The organism is Streptomyces sp. NPDC047917 (assembly GCF_043204345.1).
In the GTDB taxonomy this organism is placed as follows: Bacteria; Actinomycetota; Actinomycetes; order Streptomycetales; family Streptomycetaceae; genus Streptomyces; species Streptomyces sanglieri.
Map to the genome: position 1 here is coordinate 1 of NZ_JBIDCA010000033.1, position 20,188 is coordinate 20,188.

Consider the following 20,188-nt stretch of genomic DNA (forward strand, 5'->3'; position numbering starts at 1 on the left):
ATCGCAAGGCGGAGGGACGTCCACATACTGGATGTATGTGGACGTTCCGACAACGCGGCGAGGTGCCGTAGCTGTCGTCGCACGCCCGCCAGGAACTGCGGGACAGCCCTTAGGCTTTGATCGGCGTCGCGGGGCCGTCAGGCCCGTTGCCGCCCTTATGCACCGCGTTCCCGAACCCCCGATACAAGGAGCCACACGTCATGGCCGACTCCAGTTTCGACATCGTCTCGAAGGTCGAGCGGCAGGAGGTCGACAACGCCCTCAACCAGGCCGCCAAGGAGATCTCGCAGCGTTACGACTTCAAGGGCACCGGCGCCTCGATCTCCTGGTCCGGCGAGAAGATCCTCATGGAGGCGAACGGCGAGGAGCGGGTCAAGGCGATCCTCGACATCTTCCAGTCCAAGCTGATCAAGCGGGGCATCTCGCTGAAGTCGCTGGACGCGGGCGAGCCGCAGCTGTCCGGCAAGGAGTACAAGATCTTCGCCACGATCGAGGAGGGCATCTCCCAGGAGAACGCCAAGAAGGTGGCGAAGATCATTCGCGACGAGGGCCCGAAGGGCGTCAAGGCGCAGGTCCAGGGCGACGAGCTGCGGGTCAGCTCGAAGAGCCGGGACGATCTGCAGGCCGTACAGGCGCTGCTGAAGGGCCAGGACTTCGACTTCGCCGTGCAGTTCGTGAACTACCGGTAGGTCCTGCCCTTCACCGGGGTGCGGGGCGGGACGCACCGCTCCGCACCCGGGGCGCGATGTCCGAAAACCGCCGGTCACGGCGGAGCGGGGCACGCAGACTTGTCCATGTCGGGCGGCGAACCGGTCGCATCCCGGCATGAAGTGCAGGAAAGGGATGAGTCATGACCATCTACGCAACGGTCGACAGCCCGCTGGGTGAACTGCTGCTGGTCGGCGAGGAGACCACCGGCGGGGTGGCGCTCGCCTCGCTCTCGCTGCCCGGCCAGAAGGGCGCCGCGGTCGTCCAGGACGGATGGGTCCGCTCACCGGAGGCGTTCGCGGGCGTCGCCGCTCAGCTGCGGGAGTACTTCGCGGGACGGCTGACCCGCTTCGACATCGAGTACGCGGACGGCGTGGGCACCGACTTCCAGCGCCGGGTGTGGTCCGCCCTGGACGCCGTCCCCTACGGGGAGACCGTCTCGTACGGGCAGATCGCCGAACGCGTCGGCAGCGCCGGGGCGGGCGTGCGGGCCGTGGGCACGGCGATCGGGCGCAATCCGCTGCTGGTCGTGCGGCCGTGCCATCGGGTGATCGGCTCGGACGGGGCGCTGCGGGGTTACGCGGGCGGCCTGGAGCGCAAGGAGCGGCTGCTGCGGCTGGAAGGCGCCCCGGCGGTGCGCTGAGATGTCCGGACTCTTCCCGAGGCCTCGCGCCGTCGTCGCGCCGGGGGCCGTGCACGTGCCCGAGTGGCTGCCGCCGGAGCGGCAGCGGCAGTTGGTGGCGGCCTGCCGGGAGTGGGCGCGCGGGCCGGTGCCGCTGCGGCACACGGTTCTGCCGGGCGGCGGGGTGATGTCCGTACAGACGGTCTGTGTGGGGTGGCACTGGCAGCCGTACCGGTATTCACGCACGGCCGACGACGTGAACGGGGCGCGGGTCGCCGAATTCCCCGACTGGCTGGCCGAACTGGGCCGCGAGGCGCTGGTGGCGGCCTACGGGGACGAGAGCCCGGTACGGACGTACGCGCCGGACACCGCGCTCGTCAACTTCTACGACGGGGCGGCGCGCATGGGCATGCACCAGGACAAGGAGGAGCGGTCCGGTGCTCCGGTGGTGTCGCTCAGCATCGGCGACACCTGCGTCTTCCGCTTCGGGAACACCGAGAACCGCGGGAGGCCCTACACGGATGTGGAGTTGGCCTCCGGCGATCTGTTCGTCTTCGGCGGGCCGTCGCGGTTCGCGTTCCACGGTGTGCCGAAGGTCTGTCCCGGTACCGCCGATCCCGCGACGGGGATGAGCCGTGGCCGGCTCAATCTGACCCTGCGCGAGACCGGGCTGGGCACCTTCGGTACGGACGGGCGTCAGTGGCGTTCGCGGGAGTTCCCGAACAGCAGTCGGTAGGCGATCAGCAGGACCAGTGAACCGCCGATGGCGGCGATCCAAGTGGCCATGTCGAAGAAGTCGTTGGATATGGGGCGGTCGAGGAAGCGCGACGATATCCAGCCACCGAGGAAGGCGCCGACGATCCCGATGAGGGTGGTGCCGATCAGGCCGCCCGGGTCTCGGCCGGGCAGCAGGACCTTGGCGATGACTCCGGCCACCAGTCCGAGAATGATCCATCCGATAATGCTCATGCGTGCGAACCTACCCGTCACTCGTTCCTGGAATCCAAGACGCCGACGCCGGTCGGACGGTTGCCTGCGGTGCCTGTGAACGGGCTGTGCGTCCGGACTCGCGGGCAGACCGGCGGGCGGACTCGCGGACGGACTCGCGGGCATGCCTGCGGGCGGACTTCCGACGGACCTGCGGACGGGACTCGCGGACGGACTTGTGCAGGGCTGCGAGCAACTGCTCGGTGCCGTTCCTGCGTTCATGGTTGATGACGGGTACGGGTGATGGGGCGCGGCCGGAGGGGGACGGACCGATCGCCCGCACTCCGGTCACTCCATGGGCCCGCTCCGGTTACTCCTGTCCGTGACCAGGGCTGATACTGACCATGCAGGGCGACAACGGGTAACACCCCCGGAAGGCGAGTGACCATGAAGCTCATACAGCTGATCCTGAACATCCTGTGGGTGGTGTTCTGCGGATTCTGGATGGCCCTCGGCTACCTCCTCGCCGCGATCATCTGCTTCGTGCTGATCGTGACGATTCCGTTCGGCATCGCTTCCCTCAGGATCGCCGGTTACGTGCTGTGGCCGTTCGGGCGCACGACCGTGGAGCGGCCCGACGCGGGGGCGCCCTCCTGCGTCGGCAATGTGATCTGGCTCGTCTTCGCCGGGTGGTGGCTGGCGCTGGGGCACCTGATCACCAGCATCCCGCTGTTCGTGTCGATCATCGGGATCCCCTTCGGCTGGGCGAACCTGAAGATGATCCCGATCTCGCTCATGCCGCTGGGCCGCGAGATCGTCCCGAGCGACGAGGCCTTCGGAGCCCGCTGAGAGAAGGCGGGCCTGGGGCTCCAGCCGGGCCGGGAGCCCCAGGAGAGCGGAAGGCCCCAGGAGAGCGGCACGCTTCCGGAGCCAGGCGCTCCGAGCCAGGGCCTCCGGAGCGGAAGGCCTCAGGTGCCAGGGCCTCAGGAGCGGGGGCCGGCCATCTGCTCCAGCCGGGCGATGCGCTCAGCCATCGGCGGATGCGTCGAGAACAGCTTGGACATGCCCTGGCCGGGGCGGAACGGATTCGCGATCATCATGTGGCTCGCGGTCTCGATCCTCGGCTCCGGTGGCAGCGGCAGCTGTTTCGTTCCTGCGTCGAGCTTGCGCAGGGCACTGGCCAGGGCCAGCGGGTCGCCGGTCAGCTGGGCGCCGGAGGCGTCCGCCTCGTACTCGCGGGAGCGGCTCACGGCCAGTTGGATGACGGAGGCCGCGATCGGGCCGAGGATCATGATCATCAGCATCCCGAAGATGCCCGGCCCGTCGTCGTCGTTGGACCGGCCCACCGGGATCAGCCAGGCGAAGTTGACCAGGAACATGACGACGGAGGCGAGCGCCCCGGCGACGGACGAGATCAGGATGTCCCGGTTGTAGACATGGCTCAGCTCGTGTCCCAGGACGCCGCGCAGCTCCCGCTCGTCCAGGATCTGCAGGATGCCCTCCGTGCAGCAGACCGCGGCGTTGCGCGGATTGCGTCCGGTGGCGAAGGCGTTGGGGGCCTGTGTCGGGGAGATGTAGAGCCGTGGCATGGGCTGGCGGGCGGCGGTGGAGAGCTCGCGGACCATGCGGTAGAGCTGTGGCGCCTCGAATTCGCTGACGGGGCGGGCCCGCATGGCCCGGAGCGCCAGTTTGTCGCTGTTCCAGTACGCGTAGGCGTTGGTGCCGACGGCCACGAGCAGCGCGACGATCAGGCCCGTACGTCCGAAGAAGCTTCCGATGACGATGATGAGTGCGGACAGGCCCCCGAGGAGTACGGCGGTTCTCAGCCCGTTGTGCCGGCGGTGCACGGTACGCCCTCCAGGTGGTGCGGCAGGGGAACCCTTTGCTTGGTGGTCTCCACTCCCCCAGTGGAGCCTCCCGTACCGGTCAACGCCAGGCGAGAGGAGCTAGTTCCCTTGTGCGCACCGCCACGGGGCCGGGCCTGTCCGGCGCTTGTGGCCGGATCAGGCTCTGGGCCGTACGGGTCAGTGGCTGTGTGCCGGTCGGCCCCGGCTCAGCGCTGGGCGGGGAGCCCGGCGACTTCGAGGGCCGCGGGGTCCGGCTTGATCTCGCTGGTGCAGTGCGCGCAGCGGGAGGCGATGGCCGGGATCTCGGTGTAGCAGCGGGGGCAGTCGCGCGTGGCGGCCTTGATGTCGAGCTTCTCCGCCTTGGCGAAGCGGGCCTGGACCTTCGCCATGGGCACGACGACGCAGAAGTAGAGGACGGCGGCGGTGATCAGGAAGGCGATGGCGGCGGCGAGGAACTTCCCGTACGGGAAGATGGCGCCCTCGACCGAGAACTCCGCCGAGCTGAAGTCGCCGACGGAACCGGTGGCGAGGCCGATCAGCGGGGTGATGAAGGCCGTGCTGAATCCGGTGACGACGGCGGTGAACGCCGCTCCGACGGCCAGCCCGATGGCCATGGAGATGACGTTTCCGCGCAGGATGAAGTCCTTGAACCCGTTCAGCACTGCTCTTGCTCCTCTGGAATTGCCTACGTGTGGGGGGTGTGCGGGCAAGACCTTGCCCTGTGCGGGCCGTTCCGGGCAAACCGATCTTCGGTATGTCAGAAGAGATTGACGGCGGCGAACCGGAGGACCGTCTGCGGAGCGCCCGAGAGCACCACGCCCGCCACGGCCGTGAGCGCGATGGCGGCGGTGAGGGATGCCGGGACCGCGTGCCTGGTGGGGGCGGGTGCGGCGCCCTCTGCCGGAGTCTCTTCGCGGACCGCCTCCGCCGGGGCTCCCTCCGGGGCGCGGAAGAGTGTCGCGGTCCACCGGAGGTAGTAGTAGAGCGCGATCACCACGTTGACGGCCATGACGACGGCGAGCCAGCCGAGTCCGGCGTCGACGGCCGCGGAGAAGACCGTGACCTTGGCGAAGAGGCCGATGATGCCGGGCGGCAGGCCGGCCAGGCAGAGCAGGAAGAAGGCCATCGCCAGGGCGGCCAGGGGGCGGGTGGCGTACAGGCCGCGGTAGTCGGTGAGCCGGTTGCCGGGGCTGGTACGGGCGACCAGGGCGGCGACCGCGAAGGCGCCGAGGTTCACGACGGCGTACATGAGGGCGTACGCGACGGTGGAGCCGATGTGCTCGTCGCTGGAGTACGCGGCGGCGGCGATCGGCACCAGGAGGTAGCCGGCCTGGCCGACGGACGACCAGGCGAGCAGCCGTACGGCGCTGCGGGCCCGGCCGGCGTTCTGGCGGAGCGCGGCGACGTTGCCGACCGTCATGGTGAGCGCGGCGAGCACGGCGAGCGCCGGTCCCCAGACGTCGGCGTACGCCGGGAACGCGATCACGGTGACGAGGATGAGGCCGGAGAAGCCGACCGCCTTGCCGACGACCGAGAGGTAGGCGGCGATCGGCAGGGGGGCGCCGATGTAGGTGTCGGGGACCCAGAAGTGGAAGGGCGCGGCGGCGGTCTTGAACGCGAAGCCAACCAGGGTGAGGACGACGCCCGCCTTGGCGAGGGTGTCCAGCTGACCGGGTACGTCGTCGAGCCGGGAGGCGATCTCGGTGAGGTGCAGGGTGCCGGTGGTCGCGTACACGAAGCTGACGCCGAGCAGCATGACGGCGGTCGCGACGACGGAGGAGAGGAAGAACTTCAGCGCCGCCTCGGAGGACCGCCGGTCGCCGCGTTTGATGCCGACGAGGGCGAACGCGGGCAGTGAGGCGACTTCGAGGGCGACGACGAGGGTGGCGAGGTCGCGGGCGGCGGGCAGGAGTGCGGCGCCGGAGGCGGAGGACAGCAGCAGGAACCAGAACTCGCCGGCCGGGAGTCTGCGGGTGTCGCCGAACGAGAGCAGCGCGGTGAGCAGGGCGCCGCCGAGTACGAGGGCCTGGATGACCAGGGCGAAGTGATCGGCGGTGTAGCTGCAGGCACCGGCGGCGCCGGATCCGGTGGCCGCCTCGTTGAGGCAGAAGGTGGAGCGGTCGCCGGCGCGCAGCGGGACGAGGAGGGCCAGGGCGGCCACCAGCCCGCCGATGGTCAGCGCGCCGAGGAGCGGCTTGCGGTGCTCGGGCAGGAAGAGGTCGGTGACCAGGACGATCAGGGCCATGGCCGCGACGACGACCGGGGGTGCGATCGCGAGCCAGTCGACGGACTGGATGAGGCTGGTGGTGTTCTCGGCCGCGGTGGTGAGGAGGTGCGGGGTGGCGAGGTCCGTGGTGACGACGCCCGGGGTGACGACGGCTGGGGTCACGACTTGCCTCCTGCGAGGAGCTTCTGCACGGCCGGGTCGGTGAGGCCGAGGAGGACGGCGGGCCACAGACCGGCGAGGACGGTGAGCGCGACGAGCGGGGTCCAGGCGGCGAATTCGTAGGTCTGGACGTCGGCGAGCTGCGGCTCTTCGCGCTTCTCGCCCATGCAGACCCGGCGTACCACCATGAGCATGTACGCGGCGGTGAGCAGGGTGCCGAACGCGGCGATCGACATGAAGGTGAGGAACGCCGGGCGGCTGAGGCCCTCGGCGGGGTCGAAGGAGCCGAACAGGGCGAGCATCTCGCCCCAGAATCCGGCGAGTCCCGGCAGTCCCAGGGAGGCGACGGCGGCGAAGGCGAGGAGGCCGCCGAGGCGGGGGGCCCGGCCGTAGAGCGCGGCGCCGGTGGCTCCGGAGAGGGTGTCGAGGTCGGCGGTGCCGTACCGGTCCTTGACCGCGCCGACCAGGAAGAACAGCAGGCCGGTGATGAGGCCGTGGGCGATGTTGGCGAAGAGCGCGCCGTTGACTCCGGTGGGTGTCATGCTCGCGATGCCGAGGAGCACGAAGCCCATGTGGCCGACGGAGGAGTACGCGATCAGGCGCTTGAGGTCGCCCTTGGAGCCGGGGCGGACCAGCGCCAGGCAGGCCAGCGATCCGTAGATGATGCCGACGACCGCGAAGGCGGCGAGGTACGGCGCGAAGGTGTGCATCCCGTCGGGGGTGATGGGAAGCAGGATGCGGACGAATCCGTACGTGCCCATCTTCAGCAGGACGCCCGCGAGCAGGACCGATCCGACGGTCGGGGCCGCGGTGTGGGCGTCCGGCAGCCAGCTGTGCAGCGGCCACATCGGGGTCTTCACGGCGAGCCCGACGCCGATCGCGAGAACGGCGATGACCTGCACGGACGAGGTGAGCCCACGGCCGTTGTCAGTGGCGAGTGCCACCATGTCGAAGGTGCCGCTCTTCAGTCCGATGAGGAGCAGGCCCAGCAGCATGACGACCGAGCCGAGCAGTGTGTAGAGGATGAACTTCCAGGCGGCGGCCTGCTTCTTCGCACCGCCCCAGCGGGCGATGAGGAAGTACATCGGGATGAGCACCATCTCGAACGCCAGGAAGAACAGCAGCAGATCGAGGACGGCGAAGGTCGCGAGGGTGCCGGACTCCAGGACGAGCAGGAGTGCGACGAAGGCCTTCGGGGAGGGGCCGGCTGGCATCTTGAAGTAGCTGTACAGCGCGCAGAGGAAGGTCAGCAGCGCGGTCAGTACGAGAAGGGGGAGCGAGATGCCGTCGATGCCGAGGTGGATGCGGACGTCGAGCGCCGGGATCCAGCTGATGTCGGTGGTGGCCTGCATCTTCGACGGGTGGTCGTGGTCGAAGCCCGCGGCGAGCACGATCGCGGCGACGAGGATCGCGCCGGTGACGGTCACGCCGTGGCGGAGCACGGCCTGGTCGGGGTTCTTCCCCTTCAGTCCGGGCGGGGCCGGCAGAAGGGCGGCGACGGCACCGATGAGCGGGATGACGACGATGAACGCGAGAAGGAACTGCATCACGGATTCACTGATATCGATCACGGCTCACGACCCGGCGTTGACGTTGGCAAAGACGACGGCGGCGATCGCCAGGACCAGCGAACCGGCGAGCAGTGCGCTGAGGTAGGTCTGCACGTTGCCGGTCTGCGCACGGCGGACGGCGGCGCCGAGCCCGCGCGCGACGGCTCCGGAGCCGCGTACGTAGGCGTCGACGACCTCGCGGTCCAGGAAGCGGACGAGGCTCGCCGCGGCCTGGACGGGGCGGACGAACAGTGCCGTGTACAGGGCGTCGAGGTGGAAGCCCGCGGCGGCCGGGCGGTGCAGCGGGCCGAGCAGCAGGCGGCCGGGGTCGGCCGGGTCGGGGGCGTCCCCGTCGGCTCCGTAGGCGGCGGTGTGTGCCGTCATGGCCTGGGCCTCGACGAGGGCGGGTTCGGCGTCGGGGTGGGCGACGACGGTGCCGACGGGGGTGCGGGCGGCGAGCGCCGAGGTGTGGCGCCAGGCTCCGTAGGTGACCAGGCCGCCGACCAGGCCGGCACCGGTGGAGAGGACGGCGGTGGTCACGGACGGGGTGAGGGCGTGTCCGTCGAACCAGTCGGTGATCGCGCCGACGGTCAGCCCGAAGGCGATGGTGGGGACGGCGAGCACCCAGAGGACGGCGGTCATCGCGACGGGCTGCCTGCCGTGGTCCGGGGCGTCGGCGCCGCGGCCCCGGAAGGCGAGGAGCCAGAGACGGGTGGCGTAGGCGGCGGTGAGGACGGCGGCGAGCAGTCCGGCGACGAGCACGGTCCAGCCCGCGGCGGACGGGGCGACGTGCCGGTCCCCGAGCGCGGTGTGCTCGGCGGCGACGAGGACGGCTTCCTTGGAGAAGAAGCCGGCGAACGGAGGAATGGCGGCGAGCGCGAGCAGGGCGACGGTCATCGTCCAGTAGGCGTCCGGGACGCGCTTCGTCAGCCCGCCCATGCGGGACATGGCGGCCAGTGAGTTGGTCCCGGCGGCGTGGATGACGACGCCGGCCGCGAGGAAGAGGACCGCCTTGAACGCGCCGTGGGACAGGAGGTGGAAGACGGCGGCCCCGCGGTCGCCGACGGCCAGGGCACCGGCCATGTAGCCGAGCTGACCGATCGTCGAGTAGGCGAGGACCCGCTTGATGTCGTCCTGGGCGAGGGCGGCGAGCCCCGAGCCGATCATCGTGATCGCGGCCATCACGGCGAGCACGACGAGGGCGGCGCCGGACTCGGCGAAGACGGGGAGGAGCCGGGCCACGAAGTAGATGCCGGCGGCGACCATCGTCGCGGCGTGGATGAGCGCGGATACGGGGGTGGGACCGGCCATCGCGTCGGGCAGCCAGGTGTGCAGGGGGAACTGCGCCGACTTGCCGGCGACGCCCGCGAGGAGCAGCAGCGCGATCAGGGTGGGATGGTCCAGGCCGCCGTTGGCGACGGCGCCCAGGATGCCGGTGATGCGGAAGGTGCCGGTGTCGGCGGCGAGCGCGAACAGGCCGATCAGGAAGGGGACGTCGCCGAGCTTGGTGACCAGGAAGGCCTTGAGGGAGGCGGCGCGGGCTTCGGGCGTCTCCCAGTAGTGGCCGACGAGGAAGTACGAGCAGATGCCCATGATCTCCCAGCCGACCAGCAGCACCATCAGGTCGCCGGAGTAGACGACGAGCAGCATCGCGGAGGTGAAGAGGGAGACGAGGGCGGCGTACGAGGGGTAGCGGGGGTCGTCGCGCAGGTAGGCGGTCGAGTAGATCTGCACGCAGGTGGCGACAAGTCCGACCAGCACGGCGACGAGGACGGCGAAGCCGTCGAGGTGCAGGGCGAGGTCGATCGGGACCGAGCCGGTGGGGGTGAGCTGGGTCGCGGCGTCGATGGCCCGGCCGCCGCCCTGGCGGGCCGCGACGACGGCCGCGACGACAGCGGCGGCGAGGGTGGGCAGTACGGCGAGGGGCCGTACGAAGCCGGGGGCGGTGCGTCCGAGGAGGAGGCCGGCCGCGGCGCCCAGGAACGGGAGGAGAGGGACGAGGACGGCGAGGGTCGTGGTGGTCACGCGGTGGCCTCTGCCTTCTTTGCCTTCCCTGCCGCAGCAGTGGCCTGGTCTTCGGTGCCGGTGTCGGACTCGTCGTCCGGGAGGGCCTCGGCGGCGTCGGTCTCGGCGGTGTCGCGGAGCCGGTCGATGTCCGAGCTGCCCCGGTTGCGGTACACGGCGAGGACGATCGCCAGGCCGATGCCGATCTCGGCCGCCGCGATGGCGATGGTGAAGAGGGTGAGGGCCTGGCCGGAGTGCAGGGCGTCGCGGAGCCAGACGTCGAAGGCGACCAGGTTGAGGTTGACGGCGTTGAGCATCAGCTCGACGGACATCAGGACCAGGATCGCGTTGCGGCGGGCGAGCACTCCGTACAGCCCGGTGCAGAAGAGGAGGGCGGCGAGCACGGCGGGATAGGCGAGGTGCATCAGCTCTGCTCCTTACCGCGCTTGCGGGACAGGACGATCGCGCCGACGAGGGCGGCGAGCAGCAGTACGGAGAGTGCTTCGAAGGGCAGCACCCAGTGCCGGAAGAGGAAGGAGCCGGTCGCCCCGGTCGAGCCCTGGGCCGGTCCGTCCAGGTCGATCCAGGTGGTGCGGAAGGCGTCGACGACGACCCAGACGAGCGCGCCCGCGGCGGCGACGGCCACGCCGAGGGCCGCCCAGCGGTTGCCGGAGTCGGCGTCCGGGGAGCGGCCGATGGGGGCTCTGGTGAGCATCAGCCCGAAGAGGAGGAGCACGACGACGGAACCGACGTAGATCAGTACCTGCACCCAGGCGATGAACTCCGCGGTGAGCAGGAGGTACTCGACGGCGAGGCCGCCGAGCGCCACGACCAGCCAGAGTGCGGCGTGCACCAGTTGTCTGGTCGTGACGGTGACGAGGGCCGCGCCGAAGGTGGCGATGCCGACGAGGAGGAAGGCGATCTCGACGCCGGCCGGGGAGAGGAAACCGGAGGGGGCCGGGGCGTCCGGGCGGGCGGCGAGGGCGGAGTGCGCCGCGATGGCTGCGAGTGTCACTCCTCCCCCTCTGCTTTCTGCTGGGCCTGTTCGGTCTGCTGGGCTTCCTGGGCGCGCTGGGCTTCGAGCTTCTCCGCCGTCTTGCGGGCGGCGGCGATCTCCTTCGGCTCCTCGGCGCCCGGGTCGAGCGCGGGCGGTTCCGGCACCGTCCACATCCATTCGCGGAGCTTGTCGCGTTCATGGGTGAGTTCGAGGATGTCCGTCTCCGCGTACTCGAACTCCGGCGACCAGAAGAGCGCGTCGAAGGGGCACACCTCGATGCAGATGCCGCAGTACATGCAGAGCGAGAAGTCGATCGCGAAGCGGTCGAGGACATTGCGGCTGCGTTCGCGGCCGCCCGGGGTCGCGGCGGGCACGGTCTCCTTGTGGGAGTCGATGTAGATGCACCAGTCGGGGCACTCACGGGCGCAGAGCATGCAGACCGTGCAGTTCTCCTCGAACAGCGCGATGACGCCCCGGGAGCGGGGCGGGAGTTCGGGCTGGACGTCCGGGTACTGCGCGGTGACGGTCTTCCTCGTCATCGTCCGCAGGGTGACGGCCAGGCCCTTGGCCAGGCCGGAGCCGGGGATGCGGGGGCGGGAGGGCGGGAGCGGCACGGTCATCAGCTGATCGCCACCTTCACGATGCCGGTGAGCGCGATCTGCGCGAGGGCGAGCGGGATGAGCGTGGTCCAGGCGAGCTTCTGCAACTGGTCCTCGCGGAGCCGGGGGTAGGACACCCGTAGCCAGATGACGACGAAGGCGAGTACGGCGGTCTTGAGCAGCGTCCAGACCCAGCCGAGTCCGTCGGCGCCGAACGGGCCGTGCCAGCCGCCGAGGAAGAGGACGGTGGTCAGTCCGCACAGCACGACGATGCCCGCGTACTCGGCGAGCAGGAAGAGCGCGAAGCGCAGGCCGGTGTACTCGGTGTACGCGCCGAAGATGATCTCGGAGTCGGCGACCGGCATGTCGAACGGCGGGCGTTGCAGCTCGGCGAGGCCGGCCACGAAGAAGACCAGTGCGCCGACGATCTGCCAGGGCAGCCACCACCACTCGAAGGCGTCGAGGATGCCCGGGAGGGAGACGGTGCCGGCCGCCATCGCGACGGAGGCGGCGGCGAGCAGCATCGGCAGCTCGTACGCGAGCAGCTGGGCGGCGGTGCGCAGGCCCCCGAGGAGGGAGAACTTGTTGGCCGAGGCCCAGCCGGCCATGAGCGATCCGAGTACGCCGACGCCCATCACGGCGAGTACGAAGAAGATGCCCGCGTCGACGACCTGTCCGACCGCGCCCTCGCCGGGGCCGATCGGGATGGCGACGAGTACGAGGAGGTACGGGAGGAGTGCGACGGCCGGCGCGAGCTGGAAGATACGGCGGTCGGCCCGCTCCGGGACGATGTCTTCCTTCTGGGCGAACTTCACGCCGTCCGCGACGAGCTGGGCCCAGCCGTGGAAGCCGCCCGCGTACATGGGGCCGAGGCGGCCCTGCATGTGGGCCATCACCTTGTGCTCGGTCTGTCCCACGACGAGGGGGAGGACCATGAACACGGCGAAGACGATGACCAGGCGGAGGGCGACGTCGAGTACGTCGTTCACGCGGTATCGCCTCCGGCGGGGTGGTTGGGGGGTGCTGGGGTCTCCGGGGTCTCCGGGGTCTCCGGGGTCTCCGGGGTCTCCGGGGATTCTGCGGTTTCCGCGGTCTCCGAGGGGGCGGGATCGGGCTCGGGGGTGGCGCCCGTGCCGGGGGTGGCGTCGGTTTCGGCGTCGGGGGTGGGGGTGCCGCTGCGCGGGGCTTCTCCCCTACCCGCCCCTTCCCGAACCGGGGGCTCTGCCCCCGGGCCCCCGCTCCTCAAACGCCGGAGGGGCTGGGAGGTACCCGTGAAGGGCTCGGAGGAGCCCGCGAGGGGCTCGGAGGAATCCGTGACGGGCTCGGCGGAATCCGCGTCGAAGGCCGGGCGGGCGTGGTGCCACGGGGCGTCGCTCGTCGCGACCTCCGGGCTCCGCTGCGCGGTACCGGCCTCGGGCCGTGGCCCTGACCGGCTTCCGGTCCCGGTCGCTGAGCCGGGTCGCGCTCCGGCCTCCGGCCCGGTCCCGGCTTCAGTCCCGGTCGCTGAGTCGGTCCTGGCCTCCGGCCCGGTCCCGGTCACCGGCTGGGGCCCGCGCTCGGTCCCCGGCGCGGTCCGCGCCCTGATACCGGCCTCAGACCCCGTCCCGGTCCCGATCTCAGACCCCGTCCCGGTCCCGGCCTCAGACCCCGTCCCGGCTCCCGTGCCCGGCTTCGCCTCGCCCCGCGCCCGCTGCTGGCTCGCCGAGCCTTCGCTCGCGCTGCGGGTACGACGCGGGGTCGAGGAGCGGGGAGTCGTGGGCCCTGGTGTCGCAGGGCCGGTGTGCGGTTCCGGGCCTGCGCCCGTACCGACGCCCGTACCGACACCGACGCCCGTATCGACGCCAGTGCCCGCGCCAGTGCCCGGGCCGACGCCCGCGCCGGTCCCCGTACCCGCTTCCGCAGCCGGTGCTGCCGTTCGCTGGGCGGCCGATCCCTCGCTCGCGCTGCGGGTGCGGCGTGCCGGGCGGTCGCCTGCTGCTCGGGGGGTGCGGGTCGGGCGGGACGGGGCAGGTGGGAGCTGGCCCTTCAGGGGGCCCCATTCGTTCGGGTCGGGGACGCCGGGCGGCAGCATCGTGCGTCGCTTCGGGCCGCCGTGTTCCGACTCGCCCGGCTCCTTCGCGCCGGGCCATGCCTTCGCGACGCGTGCCGCCAGCACGAAGTCCTTGCGCAGCGGGTGGCCCTCGAAGCCCTCGGGGAGCAGCAGCGGCACCAGGTGCGGGTGGCCCTCGAAGCCGACGCCGAACATCTCGTGCGTCTCGCGCTCGTGCCAGGCCGCGCCCGCGTAGACGTCGATGGCGGTCGGGAGCACCGCCGCCTCGTGCGGAACCGTCGTACGGACCAGGAGCCGGCGGACCCGGCCCTCGGCCAGGGCCGCGACGTGGGCGCAGACCCGGAAGCCGGTGCCGGGTTCGTCCACCGCGCTCAGCCAGTCGAAATACGTGCAGCCCAGCCGGTCACGGGCGGTTTCGAGGGCCGCGATCCAGGAGGCGGCCGGTACGTCGACGGTCAGCAGGTCGTACGCGTACTCCGCCGTCGCGTCCTCGCCGAAGAGCTCGGCGGCGGCGTCCGGCAGGCGATCGTAGGCGTGGGAGCCACCGAGGGCCTCAAGGGCCTCAGGGGCCTCACACGCGTCGGCGGCCTCGGGGGTCCCGGGGGTCTCGGGAGCCTCGTCGGGGGTCGGAGTGGTGGTCATGCGTCGCCCTTCCCCGGGGCCGGCGGGGCGGCCACCAGGCCGCTGCGGAGTGCGGTGGTGGAGGGGCGGGCGCCGCCCGTCGCGTACCGCTCGCCCAGTGACTCGCGGGCGATCTTCTCCTGGAGCTTGAGGATGCCCTGGAGGAGCGCTTCCGGCCGGGGCGGGCAGCCCGGTACGTAGACGTCGACCGGGATGATCTGGTCAACGCCCTTGGTCACGGAGTACGAGTCCCAGTACGGTCCGCCGCAGTTGGAGCAGGCGCCGAAGGAGATGACGTACTTGGGCTCGGGCATCTGCTCGTAGAGCCGCTTCACGGCCGGTGCCATCTTGTCGGTCACCGTGCCGGAAACGATCATGAGGTCGGCCTGGCGCGGGCCGGGCGCGAACGGGATCACGCCGAGCCGGATGAAGTCGTGCCGGGCCATGGAGGCGGCAATGAATTCGATGGCGCAGCAGGCGAGCCCGAAGTTGAAGACCCAGAGGCTGTAGCGGCGGCCCCAGTTCAGGACCACCTTCATCGGCTCCGGTGCCAGGCGCGACAGGACGCCGAGCCGCTTGGGCTCCGGCAGGAAGGTCGGCACGGGCTGGGGTTCGGATCCCTCGTCGGCCTGTGGGCTGGTCACGTCCATTCGAGGACGCCCTTCTTCCATGCGTAGAGCAGTCCTACGGCCAGAAAACCGAGGAAGATGAACATTTCGACGAGCGTGGTCGCCCCGTATCCGGGTGCGGCGAATACCGTCGCCCACGGAAACAGGAAGATCGAGTCGACGGCGAAGATCACGTACAGGAAGGCATAGACGTAATAGCGGACCTGGGTATGGGCCCATCCTTCACCCACCGGGTCCACGCCGCACTCGTACGTCAGGAGTTTCTCCGGCGTCGGCACCACGGGGCGCAGCAGCCGGCCGGCCCCGAAGGCGACGGCGACGAACAGCACGCCGATCACGGCGAGCAGTCCGACCACTGAATAGGCGTGGAAGTAGTCCGACGCGAGAACGGTCGATTCCGGCAGCTCCGTCACGTCCGCCCCTCGCTCCCTCGAATCCGTCCCGGTGATCCGTACGCACGGGAGTCTAGGCCCTGTTAAAGAGAGGGTAAGCAGCCGCATCGGACCAGGGGTGGGGTTATCCCCACTTCACCTCCCCCACGGGCCCCATGGCGTGCGCCGGTCCGGCCCGGCAGGCTGGTTCCATGACCATGAGCCCCACGGTGCCGGACAACGATCGGCCACCACCCGCCAGACTCATTCCCGACCCGTGGACCTGGAAGGAGACCGGCCATCTTCTGGCCAATCTCCCGCTGACCATCGTCTGGTTCGTCTACACGGTGGTCATGATCGGTGTCGGAGTGGCACTCGCGGTCACGGTGATCGGTCTGCCGCTGCTCGCCGTCGGGCTGCACGGGGCGCGGCTGATCGGCAGGGCCGAGCGGGGCCGGGCGCGGGCGATGCTGGGGGTGTCGGTCGACGAGCCGAGCCCGATGGAACTGTCCCGGCGGGACAAGGGGTTCTTCGCCTGGCTGTGGTCGAGCCTCAAGGATCCGGTGGGCTGGCGGGCGGTGCTGTACTCCTTCGTGCGGCTGCCCTGGGGCGTACTCACCTTCGCGGTGACGCTCGTGAGCCTCCTCGTGCTGTGGCCGCTGCTGCCCCACATCACTCGGCTCCTCAGCGACGGGGACCGGGCGATGGTGCGCGCGCTGCTCTCGCCGTCCGACGAGCTGGAGCGCCGGATCGCCGAGCTGGAGTCGGATCGGGGGGTGGTGGTCGACACCGCCGCCGCCGACCTCCGCCGCATCGAACGCGACCTCCACGACGGCGCACAGGCCCGCCTCGTCGCCCTCGCCATGGGCCTCGGCCTGGCCAAGGAGAAGCTCACCGACGACCCCGAAGCCGCCGCCCGCATGGTCGACGAAGCCCACGGCGAGGTCAAGGTCGCCCTCCAGGAACTCCGCGACCTCGCACGCGGCATCCACCCCGCCGTCCTCACCGACCGCGGACTCGACGCCGCACTCTCCGCCATCGCCTCCCGCTGCACCGTCCCCGTCACCGTCGGCGTGGACCTTCCGGGGCGTCCCGCGGAGGCCATCGAGGGGATCGCCTACTTCACGGTCTCCGAGCTGTTGCAGAACGTGAGCAAGCACAGCGCGGCGCGTTCGGCGTCCGTCGAGGTGTGGCGCTCCGGGGAGCGGCTGCTGCTCCAGGTCACCGACGACGGCCGGGGCGGGGCCCGGATGGACGGCGGTACGGGGATGGCGGGACTGGCCGAGCGGCTGGGCGCCGTCGACGGGCTGTTCGTCCTCGACTCACCGGTCGGCGGTCCCACGACGGTCACGGCGGAGCTGCCCTGGCGGGACCGTGAGCGCACGCACGCACAGCCTCACGGACAGAATCGTGAGCAGAAGCACGCGCAGGAGCACAAGCGTGCGCAGAAACGCGAACAGAGGCGTGAGCAGAAGCGTGAGCAGAAGCGTGAGCAGAAGCGTGAGCAGGCGCGCACGAAGTGAAGACGTAGGGCGCGAAGCCCGGACCCGCTGAGAGGGTGGGGAAAACCCCCGGTCGAAGAGGGATACCCCCCTCATGGTGCGCCGGTCCGCGAAACAGCACTCTTGTTCATGACGGCCGGAACAGGCACCGAGCAGTCGGCCCGGCACCGAGCACCTGGCACCAGCACTCGCAAACCACCGAAACGGACAGCATCCATGGCCACGGCATACGGACCGGACACTCGGGACCACCAGCGGTCCGGAGCCGGTTTCGGGGATCATCCCCCGGTGAAGCACTTCTTCCCCGCCGCGCTGCGCGCGCCCGTCGAGGGCCGGGCCTGGCGCGAGTTCGCCTATCTGCTGCTGGGCCTGCCGATCGCCCTGGTCCTGTTCAGCCTCTCGATCACCCTGGCATCACTGGGTGTCGGCCTGCTGATCACCTTCCTCGGGGTGCCGATCCTGGCCGGCACGCTGGCCATGTGCCGGGGCTTCGGCGCGATCGAGCGGGCCCGGGCGCGCGGACTGCTGAGGCTGGACGTGGCGGCCCCGGCGCCGGTGCGCGGCAAGACCGGCGGCCTGATGTCCTGGATGGGCGCGGCCCTCAAGAGCGGGGCGTCCTGGCGCCATCTGCTCTACTCCCTGCTGTACCTCCCGTGGGCGACCTTCGCCTTCAGCGTCGCGGTGACCTTCTGGGCGTGTGGGTGGACCGCGTTCACGTACCCGCTGTGGCGGTGGATCTTCCCGGCGTACGTGGGCAGCGACGGCATCCAGCTGTACAGCGACCAGAGCCACCAGGTCCACCTCAATTCCTCCGTCGAGATGACTCTGACCAGCGCGGTCGGCCTGGTGTTCGTCCTCGTCACGCCGTGGATCATCCGTGGTCTGGTGAGCGTGGACCGGGTGCTGGTGGGCGGGCTGCTCGGGCCGTCCCGGCTGGCGACCCGCGTCTCGGAGCTGGAGTCGGACCGGGGGGTGGTGGTCGACACCGCCGCCGCCGACCTCCGCCGCATCGAACGCGACCTCCACGACGGCGCACAGGCCCGCCTCGTCGCCCTCGCCATGGATCTGGGTCTGGCCAAGGAGAAGCTCACCGACGACCCCGAAGCCGCCGCCCGCATGGTCGACGAAGCCCACGGCGAAGTCAAGGTCGCCCTCCAGGAACTCCGCGACCTCGCACGCGGCATCCACCCCGCCGTCCTCACCGACCGCGGACTCGACGCCGCACTCTCCGCCATCGCCTCCCGCTGCACCGTCCCCGTCACCGTCGAGGTGGATCTCGCCTCCCGGCCGGCCCAGGCGATCGAGGGGATCGCCTACTTCACGGTCTCCGAGCTGTTGCAGAACGTGAGCAAGCACGCACGGGCGGCCCATGCCTCGGTCGACGTGTGGCGGGCGGCGGACCGGCTGATGCTCCAGGTCACCGACGACGGACGCGGCGGCGCCGATGTCGCCTCGGGCAGTGGGCTCGCCGGGCTGACCGAGCGGCTGGACGCGGTGGACGGCGTGCTGGTCGTGGATTCCCCGCAGGGCGGTCCGACCCGGATCACGGCCGAGCTGCCCTGGCGTGGCTGAGTACGCCGGAATCCGCATGGCGAGAAGAAGGGGGAGGAAGTCCGTCCCCGGACGGGTGCGGGCCGCACGGCGACGGCCCGCGAAGTCCGGGTGACGGGCGGATTCCGGCCGTCGGATCCACCCGGGGCGGGCAGGACCGGCCCATGAAGTCCACCCGGCGGCCGAGGACACCACACCGCCGATGCTGGGATGCTGGAGAGCGTAACGGGCGGGACCAGCGAACAGTGGGGGAAACGGCTTCATGGTGGAGGACAGGGTGCGAGTAGTCATCGCCGAGGATTCGGTGCTGCTCCGGGAAGGACTCACCCGGCTGCTGACCGATCTCGGGCATGACGTCGTCGCCGGAGTCGGTGACGCCGAGGCGCTGATCAAGACGGTGAGTGACCTGGCGGGGCAGGACGCGCTGCCCGATGTGGTGGTCGCCGATGTGCGGATGCCTCCGACCCACACCGACGAGGGTGTGCGGGCCGCCGTGCGGCTGCGGAAGGACTACCCCGGGATAGGGGTCCTGGTCCTTTCGCAGTACGTCGAGGAGCAGTACGCGACCGAGTTGCTGGCCGGGTCCAGCCGGGGCGTGGGGTACCTGCTGAAGGACCGGGTCGCCGAGGTCAGGGAGTTCGTGGACGCGGTGGTCCGGGTGGCTCAGGGCGGTACGGCGCTGGACCCGGAGGTGGTGGCCCAGCTGCTGGGCCGCAGCCGTAAGCAGGACGTCCTGGCCGGGCTGACGCCGCGCGAGCGCGAGGTGCTCGGCCTGATGGCGGAAGGGCGGACGAACTCTGCGGTGGCCAGACAGCTGGTGGTGAGCGACGGTGCTGTGGAGAAGCACGTCAGCAACATCTTCCTGAAGCTGGGGCTGTCGCCCAGTGACGGGGATCACCGCCGGGTACTGGCCGTATTGACCTACCTGAACTCCTGACGAACTGACACCCTGTCAGATATCCGATCGGGGTCACCCCGGGAGCCGTTCACGGCTGTCGCGGCGACCGGGTCCGGGGGTGGGCGCACCCCCGGACCTGAGCACACGGCCTAGCACCAAAGGATGACCGCGCAGCGTCTTCATCGAACGGCTGGGGGGCTTGCAAAACATGACAAACAGGTATCAAATCGCGTCCCAAAATGGCGTCCATCATGTGATCGGTCCAGGGAAGGCGACCCTTACCGACGTAGGGTGGGCAGTGGGACCGTCGGCGGGCCGGCGGGACCAGAGCCGCCGCCCCGAGGGAGGTCCAGTTCAGTGACCAGCCAGGTCAGTAGCCCAGCCGGACAGGCCGATGAGGCCAGCGAGGCGCTCGTCGGGGGACAGCGTGCCCCCCGCTCCGATCATGCGGGCGCCGGCGAGAAGGAGATCCGTCGTCTGGACCGGGTGATCATCCGTTTCGCGGGTGATTCCGGGGACGGTATGCAGCTCACCGGTGACCGTTTCACTTCGGAGACCGCGTCGTTCGGGAACGATCTTTCGACGCTGCCGAACTTCCCGGCCGAGATCCGTGCCCCCGCAGGGACCCTGCCGGGGGTTTCTTCGTTCCAGCTGCATTTCGCGGACCATGACATCCTCACGCCGGGTGACGCGCCGGACGTGCTGGTCGCGATGAACCCGGCCGCGCTGAGGGCGAACATCGGTGATGTGCCGCGTGGTGCGGAAATCATCGTGAACACCGATGAGTTCACCAAACGGCCGATGGCGAAGGTCGGCTACGCGACCAGTCCGCTGGAGGACGGGTCGCTCCAGGCGTACAGCGTGCACCGGGTGCCGCTGACGACGCTGACGATCGAGGCGCTGAAGGAGTTCGGGCTCTCCCGCAA

The 20,188-nt window shown here is 70.5% G+C and carries 21 protein-coding genes; 8 read left to right on the forward strand and 13 right to left on the reverse strand.

Annotated elements, in window-relative coordinates; all coding sequences use genetic code 11:
• The first annotated feature begins 200 nt into the window (after positions 1-200).
• The 3 genes from ACGF8B_RS41670 (at position 201) to ACGF8B_RS41680 (ending at position 2,066) form a co-directional block, all read left to right on the forward strand.
• Positions 201-689, forward strand: coding sequence for a YajQ family cyclic di-GMP-binding protein (locus ACGF8B_RS41670; RefSeq protein WP_030926258.1), 489 nt, complete (start codon positions 201-203; stop codon positions 687-689).
• Between the two features lie 161 nt (positions 690-850).
• Positions 851-1,351: a methylated-DNA--[protein]-cysteine S-methyltransferase gene (locus ACGF8B_RS41675; protein ID WP_392748107.1), complete on the forward strand. Its 501-nt coding sequence runs from the start codon at positions 851-853 to the stop codon at positions 1,349-1,351.
• 1 nt (position 1,352) lies between these two features.
• Positions 1,353-2,066 carry an alpha-ketoglutarate-dependent dioxygenase AlkB family protein gene (locus ACGF8B_RS41680; protein ID WP_392748108.1) on the forward strand — a complete coding sequence of 238 codons (714 nt, stop codon included), beginning with the start codon at positions 1,353-1,355 and terminating at the stop codon, positions 2,064-2,066.
• Here the strand turns inward: ACGF8B_RS41680 and ACGF8B_RS41685 are convergent.
• The gene (locus ACGF8B_RS41685) at positions 2,027-2,299 is read right to left on the reverse strand and encodes a GlsB/YeaQ/YmgE family stress response membrane protein (protein WP_384758688.1); all 273 of its coding nucleotides are present in this window, start codon (positions 2,297-2,299) and stop codon (positions 2,027-2,029) included. The genes ACGF8B_RS41680 and ACGF8B_RS41685 overlap by 40 nt on opposite strands.
• Positions 2,300-2,704: 405 nt before the next feature.
• On the opposite strand from ACGF8B_RS41685, the gene ACGF8B_RS41690 reads away from it, so the two are divergent.
• The gene (locus ACGF8B_RS41690; RefSeq protein ID WP_266621377.1) at positions 2,705-3,106 is read left to right on the forward strand and encodes a YccF domain-containing protein; all 402 of its coding nucleotides are present in this window, start codon (positions 2,705-2,707) and stop codon (positions 3,104-3,106) included.
• A gap of 134 nt (positions 3,107-3,240) precedes the next feature.
• Here ACGF8B_RS41690 and htpX read toward each other — a convergent pair whose 3' ends face one another.
• The 12 genes from htpX to ACGF8B_RS41750 all read right to left on the reverse strand — a co-directional run bounded on the left by htpX (position 3,241) and on the right by ACGF8B_RS41750 (position 15,353).
• Complete coding sequence (gene htpX / locus ACGF8B_RS41695; RefSeq protein ID WP_124716968.1) at positions 3,241-4,104, reverse strand: zinc metalloprotease HtpX; 864 nt, start codon at positions 4,102-4,104, stop codon at positions 3,241-3,243.
• A gap of 206 nt (positions 4,105-4,310) precedes the next feature.
• Positions 4,311-4,766 (reverse strand): large conductance mechanosensitive channel protein MscL, encoded by a 456-nt coding sequence (gene mscL / locus ACGF8B_RS41700; protein WP_317865574.1) that lies wholly within the window; start codon positions 4,764-4,766, stop codon positions 4,311-4,313.
• A gap of 95 nt (positions 4,767-4,861) precedes the next feature.
• Positions 4,862-6,493 carry an NADH-quinone oxidoreductase subunit N gene (locus ACGF8B_RS41705; protein ID WP_392748110.1) on the reverse strand — a complete coding sequence of 544 codons (1,632 nt, stop codon included), beginning with the start codon at positions 6,491-6,493 and terminating at the stop codon, positions 4,862-4,864.
• Positions 6,490-8,037: a NuoM family protein gene (locus ACGF8B_RS41710; RefSeq protein ID WP_392748124.1), complete on the reverse strand. Its 1,548-nt coding sequence runs from the start codon at positions 8,035-8,037 to the stop codon at positions 6,490-6,492. Before ACGF8B_RS41710 ends, ACGF8B_RS41705 begins: the two co-directional genes overlap by 4 nt.
• 27 nt (positions 8,038-8,064) lie before the next feature.
• Positions 8,065-10,065 (reverse strand): NADH-quinone oxidoreductase subunit L, encoded by a 2,001-nt coding sequence (locus ACGF8B_RS41715; protein WP_392748111.1) that lies wholly within the window; start codon positions 10,063-10,065, stop codon positions 8,065-8,067.
• Positions 10,062-10,469, reverse strand: a complete 408-nt coding sequence (gene nuoK / locus ACGF8B_RS41720; protein ID WP_342286084.1) for an NADH-quinone oxidoreductase subunit NuoK — start codon at positions 10,467-10,469, stop codon at positions 10,062-10,064. The genes ACGF8B_RS41715 and nuoK overlap by 4 nt, the downstream gene beginning before the upstream one ends.
• Positions 10,469-11,044, reverse strand: coding sequence for an NADH-quinone oxidoreductase subunit J (locus tag ACGF8B_RS41725; RefSeq protein ID WP_392748125.1), 576 nt, complete (start codon positions 11,042-11,044; stop codon positions 10,469-10,471). The genes nuoK and ACGF8B_RS41725 overlap by 1 nt, the downstream gene beginning before the upstream one ends.
• 11 nt (positions 11,045-11,055) lie before the next feature.
• Positions 11,056-11,661 carry a NuoI/complex I 23 kDa subunit family protein gene (locus tag ACGF8B_RS41730; protein ID WP_392748112.1) on the reverse strand — a complete coding sequence of 202 codons (606 nt, stop codon included), beginning with the start codon at positions 11,659-11,661 and terminating at the stop codon, positions 11,056-11,058.
• A complete protein-coding gene (locus ACGF8B_RS41735) occupies positions 11,661-12,629 on the reverse strand; it encodes an NADH-quinone oxidoreductase subunit H (protein ID WP_392748114.1) in 969 nt (322 codons plus the stop codon). The genes ACGF8B_RS41730 and ACGF8B_RS41735 overlap by 1 nt, the downstream gene beginning before the upstream one ends.
• On the reverse strand, positions 12,626-14,332 hold the full coding sequence (locus tag ACGF8B_RS41740) for an NADH-quinone oxidoreductase subunit C (RefSeq protein ID WP_392748115.1): 1,707 nt from the start codon (positions 14,330-14,332) through the stop codon (positions 12,626-12,628). Before ACGF8B_RS41740 ends, ACGF8B_RS41735 begins: the two co-directional genes overlap by 4 nt.
• Entirely contained in the window at positions 14,329-14,961 is a 633-nt protein-coding gene (locus ACGF8B_RS41745) for an NADH-quinone oxidoreductase subunit B family protein (RefSeq protein ID WP_351259393.1), read from the reverse strand. Before ACGF8B_RS41745 ends, ACGF8B_RS41740 begins: the two co-directional genes overlap by 4 nt.
• Positions 14,952-15,353: an NADH-quinone oxidoreductase subunit A gene (locus ACGF8B_RS41750; RefSeq protein ID WP_259928579.1), complete on the reverse strand. Its 402-nt coding sequence runs from the start codon at positions 15,351-15,353 to the stop codon at positions 14,952-14,954. The genes ACGF8B_RS41745 and ACGF8B_RS41750 overlap by 10 nt, the downstream gene beginning before the upstream one ends.
• Positions 15,354-15,523: 170 nt before the next feature.
• Here ACGF8B_RS41750 and ACGF8B_RS41755 point away from each other — a divergent pair, with 170 nt between their 5' ends.
• From ACGF8B_RS41755 to ACGF8B_RS41770, 4 genes are all read left to right on the forward strand, one after another.
• Complete coding sequence (locus ACGF8B_RS41755; protein WP_392748118.1) at positions 15,524-16,834, forward strand: sensor domain-containing protein; 1,311 nt, start codon at positions 15,524-15,526, stop codon at positions 16,832-16,834.
• A 195-nt stretch (positions 16,835-17,029) separates the two neighbouring features.
• Positions 17,030-18,385 carry a sensor histidine kinase gene (locus ACGF8B_RS41760; protein WP_392748120.1) on the forward strand — a complete coding sequence of 452 codons (1,356 nt, stop codon included), beginning with the start codon at positions 17,030-17,032 and terminating at the stop codon, positions 18,383-18,385.
• A gap of 241 nt (positions 18,386-18,626) precedes the next feature.
• A complete protein-coding gene (locus ACGF8B_RS41765) occupies positions 18,627-19,301 on the forward strand; it encodes a response regulator transcription factor (protein ID WP_323180027.1) in 675 nt (224 codons plus the stop codon).
• A gap of 318 nt (positions 19,302-19,619) precedes the next feature.
• On the forward strand, positions 19,620-20,188 hold a 569-nt coding region (locus ACGF8B_RS41770), incomplete at its 3' end, for a 2-oxoacid:acceptor oxidoreductase family protein (protein ID WP_392748122.1).